This window comes from Pseudomonas sp. P42 (assembly GCF_017973755.1).
Classification (GTDB): Bacteria; Pseudomonadota; Gammaproteobacteria; order Pseudomonadales; family Pseudomonadaceae; genus Aquipseudomonas; species Aquipseudomonas iridis.
This window is the reverse complement of the sequence record NZ_JACOPU010000001.1, coordinates 537,437-556,965: the sequence shown is the minus strand read 5'-3', so window position 1 is coordinate 556,965 and position 19,529 is coordinate 537,437. Positions and strand designations below refer to the sequence as shown.

The following is a 19,529-nucleotide window of genomic DNA, read 5'->3' as shown; positions in this document are numbered from 1 at the left end:
AGTCTGCCAGCACCAAACATTCACACGGCGGCGGTAAGTTTTTGCACAGTGATAACGATAGACGGTTAATTGCCACACCTTATACAGGCAGCCGTACGCCTCAATTGCAAAAAATTTCGGGTGATATGGCCCTGCCCGTCGGTACGAGGATGGCCGCTGCCCCTCAAGCCTGATAAAATCGCGCGCCTTCGCAGACCGGCAACAGCCGGGCACCTCGAAACTCGCGTGAGGCTATCGCCCCATCGACTTCGGCGCCCCGCTGAACTCGGTCGTTACCCCTGAATCCCCCCTAAAGGCCTGGATCATGAGCAAGCAACCCTCCCTGAGCTACAAGGACGCCGGTGTAGACATCGACGCCGGTGAAGCATTGGTCGAACGCATCAAGAGCGTCGCCAAGCGCACTGCGCGTCCGGAAGTCATGGGCGGCCTGGGCGGTTTCGGCGCCCTCTGCGAAATCCCGGCCGGCTACAAGCAGCCCGTACTGGTTTCCGGCACTGACGGCGTCGGCACCAAGCTGCGTCTGGCCCTGAACCTGAACAAGCACGACACCATCGGTATCGACCTGGTCGCCATGTGCGTCAACGACCTGGTGGTGTGCGGTGCCGAGCCGCTGTTCTTCCTCGACTACTACGCCACCGGCAAACTCAACGTCGAGACCGCCGCCCAGGTTGTGACCGGCATCGGCGCCGGCTGCGAACTGTCCGGTTGCTCGCTGGTTGGCGGCGAAACCGCTGAAATGCCTGGCATGTACGAAGGCGAAGACTACGACCTGGCCGGCTTCTGCGTCGGCGTCGTGGAAAAAGCCGAAATCATCGACGGCTCGAAAGTCGCCACCGGTGACGCGCTGATCGCTCTGCCTTCCTCCGGCCCGCACTCCAACGGCTACTCGCTGATCCGCAAGATCATCGAAGTGTCCGGCTCCGACATCGAAAACATCCAGCTCGACGGCAAACCGCTGACCGACCTGCTGATGGCCCCGACCCGTATCTATGTGAAGCCGCTGCTCAAGCTGATCAAAGACACCGGCGCCGTCAAAGCCATGGCCCACATCACCGGTGGCGGCCTGCTCGACAACATCCCGCGCGTTCTGCCAAAAGGCGCTCAGGCCGTGGTCGACGTCGCCAGCTGGAATCGCCCGGCCGTGTTCGACTGGCTGCAAGAGAAAGGCAACGTTGACGAGACCGAGATGCACCGCGTTCTGAACTGCGGCGTCGGCATGGTCATCTGCGTGGCTCAGGAGCACGTTGAAGTTGCGCTCAACACCTTGCGCGACGCTGGCGAACAGCCTTGGGTCATCGGCCAGATCGCAGTCGCTGCCGAAGGCGCTGCTCAGGTCGAACTGAAGAACCTTAAGGCTCATTAATGTCCGCAACCTGTGATGTCGTGGTGCTGTTGTCCGGCACCGGCAGTAACTTGCAGGCCTTGATCGAAAGCACGCGGACCGGCGAAAGCCCGGTCCGCATCGCTGCGGTGATTTCCAACCGCGCCGACGCTTACGGCCTGCAACGCGCCAGTGACGCGGGTATCGCCACCCGCTCGCTGGATCACAAGGCCTTCGAAGGTCGCGAGGCCTTCGATGCTGCCCTGATCGAACTGATCGACGAATTCAATCCCAAACTCGTGGTACTGGCCGGATTCATGCGCATTCTCAGCGCTGACTTCGTACGCCACTATCAGGGTCGCCTGCTCAACATCCATCCTTCGCTGCTGCCCAAATACAAAGGGTTACACACCCATCAGCGCGCGCTGGAGGCCGGCGACACCGAGCACGGCTGCTCCGTCCACTTCGTCACCGAGGAACTCGATGGCGGACCACTGGTCGTACAGGCAGTAATACCGGTAGAGTTGCACGACACGCCGCAGAGTCTGGCGCAGCGAGTGCATGCTCAGGAACACTTGATCTACCCCATGGCGGTACGCTGGTTTGCCGAAGGCAGACTTGCACTCGGGGGCGAAGGTGCTTCACTGGACGGCCAGTTACTCGCGGCCAGCGGCCATTTGATTCGACACTAGGAGATATTATGCGTCGCGCCCTGCTATTTGCTTGCGCACTGCTCGCCCTGCCTTTCGCGCAGGCGGCAGACCTTCAACCGTTCTCCGCCAGCTACACCGCCGACTGGAAACAGCTGCCGATGAGCGGCACTGCCGAGCGCAGCCTGTCAAAGGATGCCAAAGGCGTCTGGACGCTCAGTTTCAAGGCGTCGATGATGATCGCCAGCCTCACCGAGACCAGCACCCTGACCCTGGACAAGGACACGCTGTTGCCTCAGTCCTACCACTTCGAACGTGGCGGTCTGGGCAAGGCGAAGAAGGCTGATCTGGACTTCGACTGGACCAACAAACTGGTTACCGGCACCGACCGTGGCGATGCGGTGAAAATCCCGCTGAACCGTGGCATGGTCGACAAATCGACTTATCAGCTGGCACTGCAACATGACGTCGCCGCCGGCAAGAAGACCATGAGCTACCAAGTGGTCGATGACGGCGAGATCGATACCTATGACTTCCGCGTGCTTGGCTCGGAAAAAGTCGACACCAAGGCAGGCAAGATCGATGCGATCAAGGTCGAGCGCGTACGCGACCCGACACAAAGCAAGCGCATCACCGTCCTCTGGTTCGCCAAGGATTGGGATTACCTGCTGGTTCGCCTGCAACAAGTTGAAACCGACGGCAAGGAGTACAACATCATGCTCCAGGACGGTACGGTCAACGGCAAGGCTGTGAAAGGCAGCTGACCCGAAGTGATGTGAAAAAGCCCCGCGATTGCGGGGCTTTTTATTGCCTGAATGTTGGCCTGAAGAATGGTGCGAGGCTCGCCCCTCACCCCAGCCCTCTCCCAAGGGAGAGGGTTAGGGCGAGGGCAACCCCGGGCTCACCACACACTCAAACTGAAAACCTGGCCACCATGCTGTTCAAATCCACTGCCAATCGCGACAACTCCTGGCTCGCCGCACTGGTCTGATTCGCACCCGCCGACGTCTGCATCGCCAGATCACGGATATTCATCAAATTGCGATCCACCTCCCGCGCCACTGCCGCTTGCTCTTCCGAAGCACTGGCGATCACCAGATTGCGCTCGTTGATCACGGTGAATGCCGAAGCAATTTCCTCCAGCGCAGTGCCGGCCGACTTGGCCAGGTCCAGCGTCGCACGCGCCCGCACATTGCTCTGCTGCATCGAACCGACCGCTGAATCCGTGCCTTGCTGAATGCCACCGATCATCTGCTCGATTTCCTGAGTCGACTGCTGAGTGCGATGCGCCAGCGCCCGCACCTCATCCGCGACCACTGCAAAACCGCGCCCGGCATCGCCAGCCCGTGCTGCTTCGATCGCCGCGTTCAACGCCAGCAGGTTGGTCTGCTCGGCGATCGAGCGGATCACATCCAGCACTTTGCTGATGCCATGAACCTTCTGCGCCAGATCTTCCATCTGCGTCGCATTGGCCGTCACATCCTCGGCAAGGGATTCGATTGACGACACGGTCTGCTGCACCTGCTGGCGACCATGCTGGGCAATGCGATCGGATTCGCGCGAGGCCTCGGAGGTCGCCACGGCATTGCTGGCCACCTCCTCCACTGCCGCCGTCATCTGATTCACCGCTGTAGCCGCCTGTTCGATTTCCAGACTCTGCTGGTGCAGCCCACGCGTAGCGTCTTCCGTGACGCAACTCAGCTCTTCCGACGCCGAAGCCAACTGACTGGACGACTCGGAAATTTGCCGAATCGTGTCGCGCAGGTTGTGCTGCATGCTTTTGAGCGCTTGCAGCAGCCGCGCCGGCTCGTCCTTGCCGGAAATATTGATGTCACCGGTAAGGTCGCCGCCGGCCACTACTTGCGCCACGCCTAAGGACTGCGCCAATGGCAAGACGATGCTGCGCGTCAGCAACAGCGCCAGGCCGATGGTGATCAGCGCGGTAACGCCGATCATGACCCCAACCCAAACCCGCGACTGAGTGAACACCAGCCGCGCGCCCTCGGTGGCGAGATTGGCATTGTGTTTGTTCAGTTCGACCAATTGACGCAGGACGACGGCGATTTCATCGGCCAACGGGCTCATCTCGCCATTGAGAATGCGCGCCGCCTCCTCCACCCGGTTCTGCGCAGACAACTGCAAGACTTGCGCCTGAAGCTCCAGATATTGATGCTCGGCCACCTTGAAGCGATCGAATAACTGGCGCTCTTCAGGCAGCACGATCAGCACGTCATAACGCTGCTGGGCCTCACCCAGCACCCCGCGCAGCTCATCTAGCTTGGCCACATTCTGCTGCAACGCCTGCGGATCACGATTGAGCAACAGGCGCATGGTCAGCGCGCGCAGGCGCAACATGTCCTGACTCATCTCGCCGACCGCCATCACACTCGGCAGCCAATTGTTGTCGACCTCGTCGGACTGGGCGCGCATGTTCGACATTTGCAGCAGAGCGAACGCCCCGAGGGCGCACACCATCAATGCCATCAAGCCAAAACCGAGGCCGGCACGCGGGGCAATATTGAGACTACGGATACTCATTAATTTGGCTTCCTTCCAAAAGCGCTGCATCAACCTACAGCGGGTTGCTCTAGAAGGTATCGGCCCGGAAGAAATTTGCGTAAGACGAAAACGTGATATCAAAACGCCTTAATACTTCTAACCCTCGGCATTAACGATTCAGCGCGATTTTGTCGGACTTGAGCGCTGTTCGCGGCAATATCGCCAGGAAGTTATCGCGAGCGACCTTTTGTGCAATTTCTTCGGGAAGCGCATCGAGGAAAGGCGCGAAGCTGTGCATTTCCTCACCGAGCTTGTTGAATCGCCCTACGACATCCGAGCCAAGCATGAAGCGCTCCGGATATTTCTTTACCAGCGCCAGCCATTCCGGGCGTGGCTTGCCGTGTTCATCCAGCAGATACGGCGTGAGCATGCTCCACGACAGATCAATGAACAGATTCGGATATGCCTCGAGCATGCGTGCGAGTGTCGGCAGGAGAAAGTCTAGTTGTGTCTGGTGCCGATGGATTTCCGCGCTGGTGCCGGCATGCGCCCAGATGAACCGTGTGTGCGGGTGATTACGCAGCGGCTCTTCGATTTCCTGCAGGTAAAGCGGATTTCTCTCACGTTTGGAAGTGATGTTGGAATGCACCATTACCGGCAGATCGTTTTCTGCCGCCAGATGATAAATCTTGGTCATCGCCTCGTTGTTGGCGCGCGGCGTGTCACCGGACGTCAGCGCCGTCAGGTCGTCATGCCGCGTGAAGACTTCGCCAATGCCTTGCCACAGCCCCGGATAGAGTTCGAGCATGCGCTGAATATGTGCGGCGGAGTTCTTGTCGTTAGGGTTGAAGCCTGACAGAAACGGGTGAAAGTAGGGTCGCTGCTCAGGCGTCAGTTTTTGCACTGCATCAGCGACGATCACGTCGGTGGCGCTGTACCAATAGGCGTCGGCATCATCACCGGCGTAATAGCGCGGGCGTTTCGGTTCATCCTCATGCCACTTCTTCGCCACGGGAATGCCGGAAATCATCACATGCTCAATGGAGTTTTCCTTCATGGCCGTCAGCAATTTCGGCATGCCGGCGGTTTCCTGGAAAAAATCCACGTAATGCAGGTGCGCATCGCTGTAGGTGTATTCGCGGGCGCCGGCGTTACCGGCAAACACCAGCAGGCAGGCAAGACTCAAACGATACAGGGACACAATTAATCTCCGACAAGTAGGCATAGCCTAGACCCCGCCCTGCCCCCAAGGGTTCATCCCGCAGGAAAGTGGAACGCGTGCCGCTGGCAATGCTCTATAACTGCAAGGTCTTTTTGATCGAACGACTTTTCCTACTGCCAGTGAGGTTCACATGACCGTTACCGTCAATACCGTCTCCGCTGAAGGTTTTCGTCACACTGTCCAGATCGATGAACACGAACTGTTTGCCGACGTACCGGCCTCTGCCGGCGGCGAAGGCACGGCGCCAGAGCCGCACGATTACTTCGACGCCGCACTCGGCGCCTGCAAGGCCCTGACCCTGAAGATGTACGCGAAGAAGAAAGACATCCCGCTGACCGGCGTGGGTGTTGAGGTCAAACGCGATAACAGTGAAGAGCAGAAAGGCAAATACGCCCTGCACGTCACCCTCACCCTCAAAGGTGTGCTCACAGACGCCCAGCGCGAGGAACTGCTGCGAGTCGCCGACCGCTGCCCGATCCACAAGCTCATGACCACCAGCGAAGTCAGCATCGAAACCCATGCCCCACAAGGCTTCGACAGCCAATAACCATCCTGATGCCAGCGGCGGGTTATGCTTCTGGCATCACCCGCTCAGCCTGGAATGCACCATGGACACGCAACCCCTGATCATCCGCCCGCGAGCCGAAGACGTCGAAGGCCAGCCGATTCTTCGTCCGTTGCCGTCAGCCAAATGCCGCAGCGTCGGGCCATTCGTGTTTTTTGATCACATGCTCGAAACGGTTTATCCGACGGGCAAAGGCATGAACATCCGACAGCATCCGCACATTGGCCTGTCAACACTGACCTATCTGTTTGAAGGCCAACTCCAGCACAAGGACAGCCTAGGCTCCGATCAGGTAGTCAGCGCTGGCGATGTCAGCTGGATGACCGCCGGCAGCGCGATTGCCCACGTTGAACGCACGCCGGAGCCGCTGTGGGATCAGAGTTTCACGATGCACGGTTTGCAGATCTGGCTGGCCTCGCCCAAGGATCACGAACAAGGCCCGGGGCATTACAGTCATCACCCGGCAGCAACCTTGCCGGTCAGCGATAACCTCGGCGTGCAGATTCGGATGATTGCCGGGTCAGGCTTTTGTCTGGAATCGCCAGTCCCGGTGCTTTCTCCTACGTTGTATGCCGAAGTGAAGATGCAAACGGCGACCACATTGCAGATTCCCTCAGAGCATGAAGAGCGGGCGCTGTATGTATTGAGTGGCGATGCACAACTGAACGGCGAAACGGTCGAACCACACGCACTGGTGGTGTTGCCGGTAGGGGAAGAAATGAGTCTGTTTGCCGAGAGCGAGGTTCACGCGGTGGTATTCGGCGGCGCACCGCTGGATGGCCCGAGGCGGATCAACTGGAATTTTGTTGCGAGCGATCCGGCGGCAATAGATGAGGCTCGGCGCAAATGGGCGGCCGGGGAATGGCCGACGGTGCCGGGGGAAAGCGAGCGGATCGAACTGCCCTGAACTTGTATTGCCTTTGAGTCAGCCATCGCTGGCAAGCCAGCTCCCACAGGTTTTCGCGTCGAACACAGGCTTTGCTAACGGCTCGATAACTGTGGGAGCTGGCTTGCCAGCGATGAGGCACTGTCAGACACCGCCCAAGTCAGTGCCTGACAACTGAATCAACCGCTGAACACTTCATCCAGCAAATCATGCATCGACTTGAACGCCCGTTTGGCCGTCTTCGCGTCGTACATCATCTTGCCCGGCACATTGGCGTGCGGGTCGGTAAACGAGTGCACCGCACCGCCGTAGCTCAGCAATTGCCAATCCACCTTCGCCGCGTTCATCTCGTCTTCGAAGGCAGGCAGTTGCTCCTTCGGCACCAACGGATCGGACGCGCCGTGAAGCACAAGCACCGAGCCTTTGATGTTCTGCGCATCCGCAGGATTCGGTGAATCCAGCGTGCCATGGAACGACACCGCCGCTTTCACGGGCGCGCCAGTGCGCGCCAGATCCAGCGCACAGCAACCGCCAAAGCAGAAACCGAACACCGCCAGCTTCGACGTATCGACTGCCGCTTCGCCCTGAGTCTGCAACTGCTCGAACGCAACCTGCATACGCGTGCGCAGCAGTGCGCGATCATCCTTGAGCGGCATCATCGCCGCACCGGCCTGATCAGCGTTCTGCGGACGCACGGCCTGACCGTAGACATCAGCGATCAACACCACGTAGCCCTCGGCCGCCACCGACCTGGCGATTTCTTCAGCGCCAGCGCTGACGCCCATCCAGTTCGGCGCCATCAACAAACCCGGACGGGCGCCTTTGTGCTCGGCGTCGAATGCAAGCCGACCTTCATAAGGCTGGCCATCAATCTGATAGATCACCGAACGTACTGTGACTTGGCTCATTTCTGACTCCTGATTACTTGAACACCAGAATGAAAAAACCCGCCGAAGCGGGTTTTTTTACAACTTCATCAAACCGACAGTTCGACCAACAGCTTGTTCAGGCGGCGCACATAAGCGGCCGGGTCCTTCAAGCTGTCGCCGGCAGCCAGGGCTGCCTGATCGAAGAGGATGTGCGACAGGTCGCCGAAGCGCTCTTCGCTCTGCTCGCCGTCGAGTTTCTCGATCAGCGGGTGGCTCGGGTTGAATTCGAAGATAGGCTTCGAATCCGGCACTTTCTGGCCGCTGGCTTCGAGGATCTGACGCATTTGCAGACCCAGGTCCTGTTCGCCGATGGCCAGAATGGCCGGCGAATCGGTCAGACGATGGGAAACCCGCACTTCAGCAACGGAATCGCCCAGCGCGGTTTTCAGACGCTCGACCAGACCTTCTTTGGACTTGGCGACTTCTTCTGCAGCTTTCTTGTCCTCTTCCGAGTCCAGGTTGCCCAGATCCAGGTCACCGCGTGCCACGTCAACAAACGACTTGCCGTCGAAGTCGCTGAGGTAGCTCATCAGCCACTCGTCGATACGGTCGGTCAACAGCAGCACTTCGATGCCTTTCTTGCGGAAGACTTCCAGGTGCGGGCTGTTTTTGACCTGCGCGTAGGTTTCGCCGGTGAGGTAGTAGATCTTGTCCTGACCTTCCTTGGCGCGTGCCAGGTAGTCAGCCAGACCGACGATCTGCTCGCCGTCGTCGCCGTTGGTCGACGCGAAACGCAGCAGACCCGCGATTTTTTCCTTGTTGGCGAAGTCTTCTGCCGGGCCTTCTTTCATGACCTGACCGAAGTTCTTCCAGAAGCCCTTGTATTGCTCAGGCTCGTTCTTCGCCAGTTTTTCCAGCATGTCGAGCACACGCTTGGTCAGCGCCGACTTCATCGAATCGATGATCGGGTCTTTCTGCAGAATTTCCCGCGACACGTTCAGCGACAGGTCGTTGGAGTCGACCACGCCTTTGATGAAGCGTAGGTAGAGCGGCAGGAACGACTCGGCCTGATCCATTACGAACACGCGTTGCACGTACAGCTTCAGGCCTTTCGGCGCTTCACGCTGATACAAATCGAACGGTGCGCGGGCCGGCACGTACAACAGCGAGCTGTATTCGAGTTTGCCTTCAACCTTGTTGTGGCTCCAGGCCAGCGGGTTCTCGAAATCGTGGGCGATGTGCTTGTAGAACTCCTGGTATTCCTCGTCCTTCACTTCGGTGCGTGGACGAGTCCACAGGGCACTGGCGCGGTTGACGGTTTCCCACTCGAGCGCTGGCGCCTCTTCGCCTTCGGCAGCCGTGACTTCTTTCGGCAGCTCGATCGGCAAAGCGATATGGTCGGAGTACTTCTTGATGATGTTGCGCAGACGCCAGCCATCGGCGAACTCGTCTTCTGCAGCTTTCAGGTGCAGAACGATGCGAGTGCCGCGCTCAGGCTTTTCGATGGTGGCGACTTCGAACTCGCCCTCGCCTTTCGACGACCAGTGCACGCCTTCGCTGGCCGGAGTGCCGGCGCGACGGCTGTACACGTCAACCTGGTCGGCAACGATGAAGGCCGAGTAGAAGCCAACACCAAACTGGCCGATCAGGTGCGAATCTTTTTTCTGATCGCCCGACAGATTCTTCATGAAATCGGCGGTGCCCGACTTGGCGATGGTCCCCAGGTGGGCGATCACATCGTCACGGTTCATGCCGATACCGTTGTCTTCGAGGGTGACGGTCTTGGCGTCCTTGTCGAAGCTCACACGGATTTTCAGATCTGCGCCACCTTCGAGCAACTCAGGCTTGGCCAGGGCTTCGAAGCGCAGCTTGTCGACAGCGTCAGAGGCGTTCGAGATCAATTCGCGAAGGAAAATTTCCTTGTTGGAATACAGCGAATGGATCATGAGGTGCAGCAGCTGCTTCACCTCGGTCTGGAAGCCCAGGGTTTCCTTTTGAGTTTCCACACTCATGGTCATCAAACTCCAATCAGATGGCATTGGCCGCGACCCGAATGGTCTGCGGCGGGTTGTCATCTGAGTTTGGGGCAGTGTTCAGGATTTCAAGGGCTCATCGATTTTGAAATGCGCCCGCGCCGTGGCAATCGGTTCGCTTTCGGTACTTTGCCACGCCGTGATCGCAACGTTCGCCACCCGCCGCCCCTGCCGGCAGACCTGACACCTGGCCCAGGTGTCGCGAAACTGCCCGGCGCGCAGGTAATCGAGGGAAAAATCGATGATCTTCGGTACACCCGGCGCCCCGGTAAAAATCAATAAATGCAGGGCTGCGGCCAGTTCCATGAACCCGGCAATCACCCCGCCATGAATCGCCGGCAATAAAGGGTTACCAATGTTGTCCTTATTCGCCGGCAGCTTGAACAGCAAGTCATCGCCAACGCGAGAGCACTCGATGCCGATCAGCCCGGCGTACGGAATCAACTTGAGCAGCGGTGCGTAGTCGCCTTGCGCATGGGCCCGCTGCAACTGATCCTTGAGGTCGTCGCTCATTGGCCCTCTCCCCTGATAGCGCCACCAAAACCCTTGGTGCCCCTGATGTTTTTGCCCATGCGCATGAAAGTGCCAACGACGTGGGCAATCGGCTGCTCGGGATCATCCTGGTAGGCGAAGCCGCGAGCGAAGATCACATCGGTCGTCACTCGATAGCACTGGGCGAAGCCGTAAACGTCTTTATGGGGTTCTGCGGCGTGCATGTAGTCGATGCGCAGATCGAGGGTCGGGCAGACTTCGAATTCCGGCAGTACGCACAGGGTCGACATGCCGCACGCGGTGTCCATCAAAGAGGTGATAGCGCCACCGTGTATCACGCCTGTCTGCGGGTTACCGACGATTTTCGTGCTGTATGGCAGGATCACCGTGAGCCCATCGACAGAGGCGCTGTGCACTTGCAACCCAAGGACCTGGCAGTGTCGCAACGCCGAAAGAAATCGCGTGGCACGCTCAAAAACGGGGTTTTCAGCCATATGATAATTACTCTCGTTAGAGCCTTTTGCCAGTAGTGAGAAAAACCGCAAAAGTTCCACTGAAAAAAGATCTTATATATCTGAAACAAATGAGGAACTTAACCCTTGGCGCCGAGTTCTTAAGGCCAGTAGTTATTTTCCATAAGGAGAAACACCCCATGCGTAAGACTTTAGCTATTGCCTTGATGTTGACCGCTTCCCTCGGTCTCGCTGCCTGCGATAAAAAATCCGAGGACAAAGCTCAAGATGCAAACCAACATGCTGAACAAGCTCAGCAAGACATGAACAAAGCTCAGGATAAAGTGAACGACGCTGCGAAAGAAAACGCCGAAGCTGCCAAAGCTCAGGCTGAATCGAACGCCGCTGCACAAGAAGAAGCCGCCAAAAAGCAATAATCCGCTTTCTGGTGTGACAAAAGAAAACCCGCCAAGTGCGGGTTTTCTTTTACCTGCGTTTTATCGGCAATGATTTTTTAGAGCAGGACAGTTTTAAAAGTCGGACTAATCATCAGCAACAACGAACACACCAGGCCGACCAGCCATATCAAGCTGCGCAATGCAGGCTTGTCAGCCAGGTAGAGCCACAAGTAGAGGATCCGCGCGATTACAAAAATGATCGCCAACGTATCGATCAGCCATCCCGCTGTTTGCGTGGTATGCGCCATAAGCCCCCCCACTGCGAACAATATGAATGCCTCGATGCTGTTCTGGTGCGCCGCCAGTGCCCTCGCACCGTAACCCGTGAGCTGTGCCTGCTGTTGGCGAGGCAGGTGGTTGTTGTAACCGCCCTGCTCTTTCATGGCCTTGCTCACCGGCAAGCGCGCGATATAAATCAACAGGGCACTGATAAACACACACCAGAACGGAATACTCATGAAACGACCTCTTTGTTCGCCTCGGGAATGGGCGCCTCTGTAGGGGTATAGACCATGACATCCAGAACGTCGGAATGAAACTCGCGGCGGTACAAGACGACGACCACTCCGGCACTCATCAGCATGAACAACCAAGGGCTGACAAACCACGCCAGCATACTCATGCCGAAGTAGTACGAGCGCAGGCCGAAGTTGAACTGGTTGGCCGCCATCGAAATCACCCGCGCCGCTCGCGAAGCGAAGGCTTTGCGCTCCAGCTCCGAGACTTGTCGCTCACCGATCATCGGGGCCGAGCCCACCAGAATCGCCGCAAAGTTGTACTGGCGCATGCACCAGCTGAACGTGAAGAACGCGTAGACAAATACCATTGCCAGGCACAGCAACTTGATCTCCGACATGCCTTGCGAGGCCTGCTGCACCATCGGAATATCCGCCAGCAATGACACCGCACGGTCGGAAGCGCCCAGCACGGTGAGGATACCTGCAAGGATAATCAGCGTGCTGGAAGCAAAGAACGAGGCGTTACGCTCCAGGTTGCCGATCACGCTGGCGTCCGCGATGCGGTTGTCGCGCAGCAACATGCGGCGCATCCAGTCTTCGCGGTACAGGTGCAGCACGCTGGCCAGACACGCGGTGTCGCGAGCCTTCCAGCCGGCGTAACGGGTATAGCCGCCCCAGCAGATGACAAACCAGAGTGCGGCGAGCAGATGAATCAGATTGGCCTGGATGAACGACATGCGGTTCCTTGTGATGTGTGAACACGATTCCTGTAGGAGTGAGCCTAAGCAACCCTTCGACGCTAGCTCACGGAAAAAGACACTGCCTGATGCCCATAAAAAATGCCCCGTATCGATTGATACGGGGCATTTCTGTTTAAGCGTCACCGGCCCGCTTATGACGGGCCTGGTGAACGTCAGGCGATGGCGCTACGACGTTTGCCCAGGGCGCTATCGATCACCACGGCGAACACCAGCGTGATCACGGACGGGATAAGCCATGCAAGGCCCTGCTCGCTCAGTGGCAGCGTTGCAAGCGGTCCGGGCATCCAACCTGCCAGATCGGCGCCTTTGAGCGCGTCAATGCAGCCGAACAGGAACGACACCAGCATGACCGGACCGACGATGCGCACCTGCTCGTTCCAGAAGCTCGAGCAGAAACTCAGGGCGACCAGAACGATGCACGGTGGGTAAATCGCCGTCAGCACAGGAATCGAGAAGGCAATGAGGTTCGTCAGGCCCAGGTTGGACACCAACAGGGAGAACACAGCGAGAATGATCACCAGCGTCTTGTAGGACAGTGGCAGCACACGGCTAAAATATTCGGCGCAGGCGCAGGTCAGGCCCACCGCCGTCACCAGACACGCCAGCGAGATCAGCACCGCAAGGAAACCGCTGCCCAACGAACCGAAGGTGTGTTGCACATAAGCGTGCAATACCGCCGCACCATTGGTGGCACCGACAGCCACTTCATGGCTACCCGAACCGAGACGGAACAGGCTGACATACACCAGCGCCAGACCGACACCGGCAATCAGCCCGGCGATGATCGCGTAACGGGTGATCAGCGCTGGCGACTCGACGCCACGGGAGCGAATCGCGTTAACGATGACGATACCGAACACCAATGCGCCGAGGGTATCCATGGTCAGGTAACCATTGATGAAACCCTGGGAGAACGGTGCCGCCACGTATTCAGGCGTGCCGTGACCGATATCACCGGCCGGCAAGGCGAAGGCCGCAATGCCCAGCACGGCCAGCGCGATGATCTTCAACGGCGCCAGGAAACGCCCGACGGTATCCAGCAAACGGCCCGGATACAGCGAGATGAAGAACACCAGCAGGAAATAAACCGAGCTGTAGAGGAACAGCGCCAACGGGCTCTCGCCGGTCAACGGCGCCAGGCCCACTTCGAACGACACGGTTGCAGTACGCGGGGTAGCGAACAGCGGGCCGACCGCCAGGTAGCACGCGGCAGCCAGCACACCACCGGCAATTTTGCCGATCGGGCTGCTCAGGGCATCCATCGCTCCACCGACCTTGGCCAGCGCAACCACGGTGATCACCGGCAAACCGACTGCGGTGATCAAAAAGCCCAGCGCCGCCATCCAGACGTGAGGTCCGGCCTGCAAACCGACGATAGGCGGGAAGATGATGTTACCGGCCCCAACGAACAGGGCAAACGTCATAAAACCGAGTGCCAGGATGTCCTGACCTTTCAAAACTTTCATTAAGGAAATACCACACTACTGAATCGGAATTTAGAGGGGGATTGCCCTGTGGGATTAGGGAAATGCTGTCGATCCGTATGGGACTGACCCGTAACGCGCGGTGCATGCCTTGTGGGCGGCAGACGCAAAAATGGCTGCTAGCCTAACGAATTTGCCTGACAAACGCACTGTTAGAGGGCGAACTATCCGATACCCGACGTTTCCGTGTCGCGTTTATGTATGAAAAGCCGCTCCAGGCTACAAGTTTCAAGCGGCAAGCTTTTATCTTGTAGCTAGCAACTTGAAGCTTGCAACCGCTCTAAAACGACAAAGGCCACCCGAAGGTGGCCTTTGTTTGGTAAAGCGTCAGCTAAGCGGGAAGCTTACTTGACAGCCCAACCGGTCAGCTCGGACAAAGCCTTGCCGATGTCTGCCAGCGAACGCACGGTTTTAACGCCTGCGTCTTCCAGAGCAGCAAACTTCTCGTCTGCAGTGCCTTTGCCGCCAGAGATGATTGCGCCAGCATGGCCCATGCGCTTGCCCGGAGGAGCAGTCACACCAGCGATGTAGGAAACAACCGGCTTGGTCACGTGTGCCTTGATGTAGGCAGCCGCTTCTTCTTCAGCCGAACCGCCGATCTCACCGATCATCACGATCGCTTCGGTCTTCGGGTCTTCCTGGAACAGCTTCAGGATGTCGATGAAGTTCGAACCCGGGATCGGGTCACCACCGATGCCGACGCAAGTCGACTGACCGAAACCGGCGTCAGTAGTCTGCTTCACAGCTTCGTAGGTCAGGGTGCCGGAACGCGAAACGATACCGACCTTGCCTGGCAAGTGAATGTGACCTGGCATGATGCCGATCTTGCATTCGCCTGGGGTGATAACGCCTGGGCAGTTAGGGCCGATCAGGACTACGCCCAGCTCGTCGCACTTAACTTTAGCGTCCAGCATGTCCAGGGTAGGAATGCCTTCGGTGATGCAGACGATCAGCTTGATGCCGCCGAAAGCCGCTTCCAGGATCGAGTCCTTGCAGAAAGGAGCTGGAACGTAGATCACGCTGGCGGTGGCGCCAGTTTGAGCAACAGCATCTTTCACGGTGTTGAACACTGGCAGCCCCAGGTGCTCGGTGCCGCCTTTACCAGGAGTAACGCCACCGACCATCTTGGTGCCGTATTCGATGGCTTGCTGGGTGTGGAAACTACCTTGCGAACCGGTAATACCCTGGCAGATAACTTTGGTGTCTTTATTGATCAGGACGCTCATTATTTGCCCTCCGCAGCTTTAACAACTTGTTGAGCAGCGTCGGTCAGGCTGGTAGCAGCGATGATGTTCAAACCGCTTTCTGCCAGTACTTTAGCGCCCAGCTCAGCGTTGTTGCCTTCAAGGCGAACAACAACCGGGATTTTCACGCCGACTTCTTTCACAGCGCCGATGATGCCTTCGGCAATCATGTCGCAGCGAACGATGCCGCCGAAGATGTTGACCAGTACTGCAGCGACGTTGGTGTCGGACAGAATGATCTTGAACGCTTCAGTTACGCGTTCTTTGGTAGCACCACCACCTACGTCGAGGAAGTTGGCTGGCTTGCCGCCATGCAGGTTGACGATGTCCATGGTACCCATGGCCAGGCCAGCACCGTTGACCATGCAGCCGATGTTACCTTCCAGCGCTACGTAGTTCAGTTCGAACTTGGCAGCGTGCGCTTCGCGCGGATCGTCTTGCGACGGATCGTGGAAAGTCTTCAGCTTAGGCTGACGGTACATTGCGTTGGCGTCGATGTTGATCTTGGCGTCGAGGCAGTGAAGATCGCCGTCAGCCTTGATCACCAGCGGGTTCACTTCCAGCAGAGCCAGGTCGTGATCCTTGAACAGTTTGGCCAGACCTACGAAGATCTTGGCGAACTGAGCAACCTGCTTGCCTTCCAGACCCAACTGGAATGCCAGCTCGCGACCCTGGAATGGCTGAGCGCCAACCAGTGGATCGATAGTGGCTTTCAGAATTTTTTCTGGAGTGTCGTGAGCGATTTTCTCGATGTCCACGCCACCTTCGGTGGAAGCCATGAACACGATGCGACGGCTCGAACGGTCAACGACAGCGCCCAGGTACAGCTCTTTAGCGATATCAGTGCACGATTCAACCAGGATCTTGGTGACTGGCTGGCCATTGGCGTCAGTCTGGTAAGTCACCAGACGCTTGCCCAGCCACTGCTGTGCGAAGGCTTTGGCGTCTTCTTTGCTGCGAACCAGCTTAACGCCGCCCGCTTTACCGCGACCACCGGCGTGGACCTGGGCTTTGACAACCCACTCGCTGCCGCCGATTTTGTCGCAAGCTTCTGCTGCTGCTTCTGGGGTGTCTACTGCGTAACCAGTGGAAACTGGCAGGCCGTATTCAGCGAACAGCTGCTTACCCTGATACTCGTGAAGATTCATGCTTTTTACCGTCTTCGTTAGGTACTGCGCATTCGGCGCTGCACTCGTGATGAGTGCCGCGCCACCTTTGACTGCTGCTTGCGTAGCTGAGCTACGCAAGACTGCGTCCAGCGGACATTCCGCGGTGAGTCTTGCTCGCAAGGCTCACGACGGGCCGTTACCGCCGTGGTTTCTTATTGTCTGTTAACGCTTCTTGCGGTTGGCAATGTGGATGGCGCCGCCATTCACAGCCAGAGCAGCTTCGTGCAAGGCTTCAGACAGGGTCGGATGGGAGAAAACCATCATGCCCAGGTCTTCAGCGCTGGTGCCGAATTCCATACCGATCGCGCCCTGCTGAACCAGTTCTGCAGCGCTCGGACCAATTACGTGCACGCCCAATACGCGGTCAGTCTTGGCATCAGCGATGACCTTGACGAAACCACCGGTATCGTTGGCGGCCATGGCACGGCCGGAAGCGGCGAACGGGAAGGTGCCGACGTTAACTTCAACGCCTTCAGCTTTCAAGGCCTGCTCGGTTTTGCCAACCCACGCGATTTCCGGGTGAGTATAAATAACCGAAGGGATCAGGTCATAGTTCATCTGGGCTTTGTGGCCCTTGATGCGCTCGACAACCATGATGCCTTCTTCCGAAGCCTTGTGAGCCAGCATCATGCCGCGAACCACGTCACCGATGGCGAAAACGCCCGGTACGGTGGTAGCGCAGTGATCGTCAACGTGCACGAAACCGCGCTCGTCCAGGGTCACGCCGCTGTCGGCAGCCAGCAGATCAGTGGTCACCGGACGGCGACCAACGGCTACGATCAGCTTGTCGAAAGTGATGGTCTGTTCGCCGTTGGCATCGGTGTAGTTCACAACGACTTCGTCGCCATTCACTTTAGAACCGGTAACGCGAGCGCCCAGCTTGATGTCCAGACCTTGCTTGGTCAGGGTTTTCAGCGCTTCCTTGGAAACAGCGGTGTCCGCTGCCATCAGGAAGGTGTCCAGTGCTTCGAGGACAACCACTTGCGAACCCAGACGCGACCATACCGAACCCAGTTCCAGACCGATTACGCCAGCGCCGATAACGCCCAGACGCTTAGGTACGGCTTGGAATTCCAGTGCGCCAGTCGAATCGACAATGACGTTCTGATCAACCGGAGCCGGTGGGATGTCGATCGGACGCGAACCTGGTGCCAGGATGACGTTTTCAGCGTCGATGATTTCTACCGAGCCGTCTGGCTTGGTGACTTCGACTTTCTTGCCGGCCAGCAGTTTGCCGTGGCCCTGGATCGAAGTAACGCCGTTGGCCTTGAACAGAGTGGCAACGCCGCCGGTCAGGTTCTTGACGATGCCAGCCTTGCGGCCAACCATCGCAGCAACGTCCATTTTGACTTCGCCGGTCGAGATACCGTGAACGTTGAAGCTTTCTTTCGCTTCCTTGTATTTCCAGGAACTGTCGAGCAGCGCCTTGGAAGGAATGCAGCCGACGTTCAGGCAGGTGCCGCCCAGGGCTTGCTTGCCTTCGGCGTCGGTGTACTTCTCGATGCAGGCAGTGGTCAGACCCAGCTGCGCGGCCTTGATGGCAGCCACATAGCCGCCAGGGCCAGCACCGATCACTACTACGTCAAATTTCTGCGACATTCAAAAAATCCTCTTTAGCGAAAAGCTTCAAGCCGCAAGCTTCAAGCTGCAAGCCCACCCGCTCGCCTTGAGCTTGAGGCTTGTAGCTGAAAGCTTGCAGCTGCTTTTTAGATATCCAGCAACAGACGAGCTGGATCTTCCAGCAGGTTCTTGATGGTCACCAGGAAGGTCACAGCTTCTTTGCCATCGATCAGACGGTGATCGTAGGACAGTGCCAGGTACATCATCGGACGGATAACGACCTGACCGTTGATGGCCATCGGACGCTGGATGATGTTGTGCATGCCCAGAATCGCTGCCTGCGGCGGGTTAACGATCGGGGTCGACATCATCGAACCGAAGGTACCACCGTTGGTGATGGTGAAGGTACCACCGGTCATCTCGTCCATCGACAGTTTGCCGTCACGGGCTTTCTTGCCGAAGGTGGCGATGCCGCCTTCGATTTCAGCCAGGCTCATCAGTTCGGCGTTACGCAGAACCGGAACCACCAGACCGCGGTCGCTGGAAACAGCAACACCTACGTCGGCATAGCCGTGGTAAACAATGTCGGCACCATCGATCGAAGCGTTGACAGCCGGGAAGCGTTTCAGCGCTTCGGTAGCAGCCTTCACGAAGAACGACATGAAGCCCAGACGTACGCCGTTGTGCGACTTCTCGAACAGGTCCTTGTACTTCGAACGCAGCGCCATGACTTCAGTCATGTCGACTTCGTTGAAAGTGGTCAGCATCGCCATGTTCGACTGAGCTTCAACCAGACGCTTGGCCACTGTGGCACGAACGCGGGTCATCGGAACGCGCTTCTCGATGCGGTCGCCAGCGGCGAACACAGGAGCAGCAGCCGATGGTGCAGCAGCCTTGGCAGGAGCGGCGGCCGGAGCAGCTTTCTTGGCTTCAACAGCGGCAACCACGTCTTCCTTGGTTACACGGCCATCTTTACCGGTGCCTTTGACGGACGCCAGGTTGATGCCGTTTTCTTCAGCCAGTTTGCGTGCAGCAGGCGCGGCGATAGCATCTTCGTCGGTGCTGGCAGCAGGTGCAGCAGCAGCTTGGGCAGCGGCCGGAGCAGCAGCGGCAGCCGGAGCAGCGGCAGCAGCGCCACCCGCTTCGATGGAGCCCAGGACTTCGTCGGACAGAACAGTGTCGCCTTCGTTCTTGACGATAGCGCCCAGTACGCCGTCGGCAGTCGCCAGAACTTCCAGTACGACTTTGTCAGTTTCGATGTCGACGATCAGGTCGTCACGCTTGACGGCGTCGCCCGGTTGCTTGTGCCAGGTGGCAACGGTGCCATCGGCAACCGATTCCGGGAAAGTGGGGGCTTTGATCTCGATAGCCATTATCTGTAGTTCCTTAAATTCGGTTTCAGGTGC

19 protein-coding genes and 1 pseudogene are annotated in these 19,529 nt (G+C 58.0%); 6 read left to right on the top strand and 14 right to left on the bottom strand.

The annotated features are described in order from the left end of the window. The first annotated feature begins 304 nt into the window (after positions 1 to 304). Genes purM through H8B20_RS02690 form a run of 3 tightly spaced genes read left to right on the top strand, consistent with a single transcriptional unit; the run spans position 305 to position 2,735 of the window. A complete protein-coding gene (purM, locus tag H8B20_RS02700) occupies positions 305 to 1,363 on the top strand; it encodes a phosphoribosylformylglycinamidine cyclo-ligase (protein ID WP_042558307.1) in 1,059 nt (352 codons plus the stop codon). Further along, complete coding sequence (purN, locus tag H8B20_RS02695) at positions 1,363 to 2,013, top strand: phosphoribosylglycinamide formyltransferase (RefSeq protein WP_210622277.1); 651 nt, start codon at positions 1,363 to 1,365, stop codon at positions 2,011 to 2,013. The genes purM and purN overlap by 1 nt, the downstream gene beginning before the upstream one ends. Before the next feature lie 8 nt (positions 2,014 to 2,021). Then, entirely contained in the window at positions 2,022 to 2,735 is a 714-nt protein-coding gene (locus tag H8B20_RS02690; RefSeq protein WP_042558305.1) for a DUF3108 domain-containing protein, read from the top strand. A gap of 148 nt (positions 2,736 to 2,883) precedes the next feature. Here the strand turns inward: H8B20_RS02690 and H8B20_RS28190 are convergent, their stop codons facing one another. The 3 genes and pseudogenes from H8B20_RS28190 to H8B20_RS02680 all read right to left on the bottom strand — a co-directional run bounded on the left by H8B20_RS28190 (position 2,884) and on the right by H8B20_RS02680 (position 5,695). Beyond that, on the bottom strand, positions 2,884 to 3,747 hold the full coding sequence (locus H8B20_RS28190) for a methyl-accepting chemotaxis protein (protein ID WP_390896403.1): 864 nt from the start codon (positions 3,745 to 3,747) through the stop codon (positions 2,884 to 2,886). Further along, a pseudogene (locus tag H8B20_RS28185) lies at positions 3,739 to 4,509 on the bottom strand (MCP four helix bundle domain-containing protein); the annotation flags it as partial. The gene H8B20_RS28190 and the pseudogene H8B20_RS28185, both read right to left, overlap by 9 nt. A 130-nt stretch (positions 4,510 to 4,639) precedes the next feature. Continuing rightward, positions 4,640 to 5,695: an amidohydrolase family protein gene (locus tag H8B20_RS02680; protein WP_215729185.1), complete on the bottom strand. Its 1,056-nt coding sequence runs from the start codon at positions 5,693 to 5,695 to the stop codon at positions 4,640 to 4,642. 127 nt (positions 5,696 to 5,822) lie between these two features. On the opposite strand from H8B20_RS02680, the gene H8B20_RS02675 reads away from it, so the two are divergent. Together H8B20_RS02675 and H8B20_RS02670 are read left to right on the top strand one after the other, a co-directional pair. Next, complete coding sequence (locus tag H8B20_RS02675; protein ID WP_042558302.1) at positions 5,823 to 6,239, top strand: OsmC family protein; 417 nt, start codon at positions 5,823 to 5,825, stop codon at positions 6,237 to 6,239. A 61-nt stretch (positions 6,240 to 6,300) separates the two neighbouring features. After that, on the top strand, positions 6,301 to 7,164 hold the full coding sequence (locus H8B20_RS02670; protein ID WP_210622274.1) for a pirin family protein: 864 nt from the start codon (positions 6,301 to 6,303) through the stop codon (positions 7,162 to 7,164). 158 nt (positions 7,165 to 7,322) lie between these two features. Here the strand turns inward: H8B20_RS02670 and H8B20_RS02665 are convergent, their stop codons facing one another. The 4 genes from H8B20_RS02665 to H8B20_RS02650 form a co-directional block, all read right to left on the bottom strand. Continuing rightward, positions 7,323 to 8,051 (bottom strand): dienelactone hydrolase family protein, encoded by a 729-nt coding sequence (locus tag H8B20_RS02665; RefSeq protein WP_210622273.1) that lies wholly within the window; start codon positions 8,049 to 8,051, stop codon positions 7,323 to 7,325. Positions 8,052 to 8,119: 68 nt separating this feature from the next. Then, positions 8,120 to 10,024: a molecular chaperone HtpG gene (gene htpG / locus H8B20_RS02660; RefSeq protein ID WP_210622272.1), complete on the bottom strand. Its 1,905-nt coding sequence runs from the start codon at positions 10,022 to 10,024 to the stop codon at positions 8,120 to 8,122. Positions 10,025 to 10,105: 81 nt separating this feature from the next. Continuing rightward, positions 10,106 to 10,558 (bottom strand): PaaI family thioesterase, encoded by a 453-nt coding sequence (locus H8B20_RS02655; RefSeq protein ID WP_210622271.1) that lies wholly within the window; start codon positions 10,556 to 10,558, stop codon positions 10,106 to 10,108. Further along, positions 10,555 to 11,031 carry a PaaI family thioesterase gene (locus H8B20_RS02650; RefSeq protein ID WP_210622270.1) on the bottom strand — a complete coding sequence of 159 codons (477 nt, stop codon included), beginning with the start codon at positions 11,029 to 11,031 and terminating at the stop codon, positions 10,555 to 10,557. The genes H8B20_RS02655 and H8B20_RS02650 overlap by 4 nt, the downstream gene beginning before the upstream one ends. A 158-nt stretch (positions 11,032 to 11,189) precedes the next feature. Here H8B20_RS02650 and H8B20_RS02645 point away from each other — a divergent pair, with 158 nt between their 5' ends. Beyond that, positions 11,190 to 11,426 (top strand): hypothetical protein, encoded by a 237-nt coding sequence (locus H8B20_RS02645; RefSeq protein WP_007959016.1) that lies wholly within the window; start codon positions 11,190 to 11,192, stop codon positions 11,424 to 11,426. Between the two features lie 77 nt (positions 11,427 to 11,503). On the opposite strand, the gene H8B20_RS02640 is transcribed toward H8B20_RS02645, so the two are convergent. The 7 genes from H8B20_RS02640 to odhB all read right to left on the bottom strand — a co-directional run bounded on the left by H8B20_RS02640 (position 11,504) and on the right by odhB (position 19,496). Then, entirely contained in the window at positions 11,504 to 11,905 is a 402-nt protein-coding gene (locus H8B20_RS02640) for an MAPEG family protein (RefSeq protein WP_210622269.1), read from the bottom strand. Continuing rightward, positions 11,902 to 12,642: a DUF599 domain-containing protein gene (locus H8B20_RS02635; protein ID WP_042558296.1), complete on the bottom strand. Its 741-nt coding sequence runs from the start codon at positions 12,640 to 12,642 to the stop codon at positions 11,902 to 11,904. Before H8B20_RS02635 ends, H8B20_RS02640 begins: the two co-directional genes overlap by 4 nt. A 176-nt stretch (positions 12,643 to 12,818) precedes the next feature. Beyond that, positions 12,819 to 14,132: a branched-chain amino acid transport system II carrier protein gene (brnQ, locus tag H8B20_RS02630; protein ID WP_210622268.1), complete on the bottom strand. Its 1,314-nt coding sequence runs from the start codon at positions 14,130 to 14,132 to the stop codon at positions 12,819 to 12,821. 362 nt (positions 14,133 to 14,494) lie between these two features. Next, entirely contained in the window at positions 14,495 to 15,376 is an 882-nt protein-coding gene (sucD, locus tag H8B20_RS02625; RefSeq protein ID WP_042558294.1) for a succinate--CoA ligase subunit alpha, read from the bottom strand. Continuing rightward, positions 15,376 to 16,542, bottom strand: a complete 1,167-nt coding sequence (gene sucC / locus H8B20_RS02620; protein ID WP_007919879.1) for an ADP-forming succinate--CoA ligase subunit beta — start codon at positions 16,540 to 16,542, stop codon at positions 15,376 to 15,378. Before sucC ends, sucD begins: the two co-directional genes overlap by 1 nt. A 183-nt stretch (positions 16,543 to 16,725) precedes the next feature. Beyond that, positions 16,726 to 18,162 carry a dihydrolipoyl dehydrogenase gene (gene lpdA, locus H8B20_RS02615; RefSeq protein WP_150594207.1) on the bottom strand — a complete coding sequence of 479 codons (1,437 nt, stop codon included), beginning with the start codon at positions 18,160 to 18,162 and terminating at the stop codon, positions 16,726 to 16,728. 107 nt (positions 18,163 to 18,269) lie between these two features. Continuing rightward, on the bottom strand, positions 18,270 to 19,496 hold the full coding sequence (gene odhB / locus H8B20_RS02610; protein ID WP_210622267.1) for a 2-oxoglutarate dehydrogenase complex dihydrolipoyllysine-residue succinyltransferase: 1,227 nt from the start codon (positions 19,494 to 19,496) through the stop codon (positions 18,270 to 18,272). Between the last annotated feature and the right edge of the window lie 33 nt (positions 19,497 to 19,529).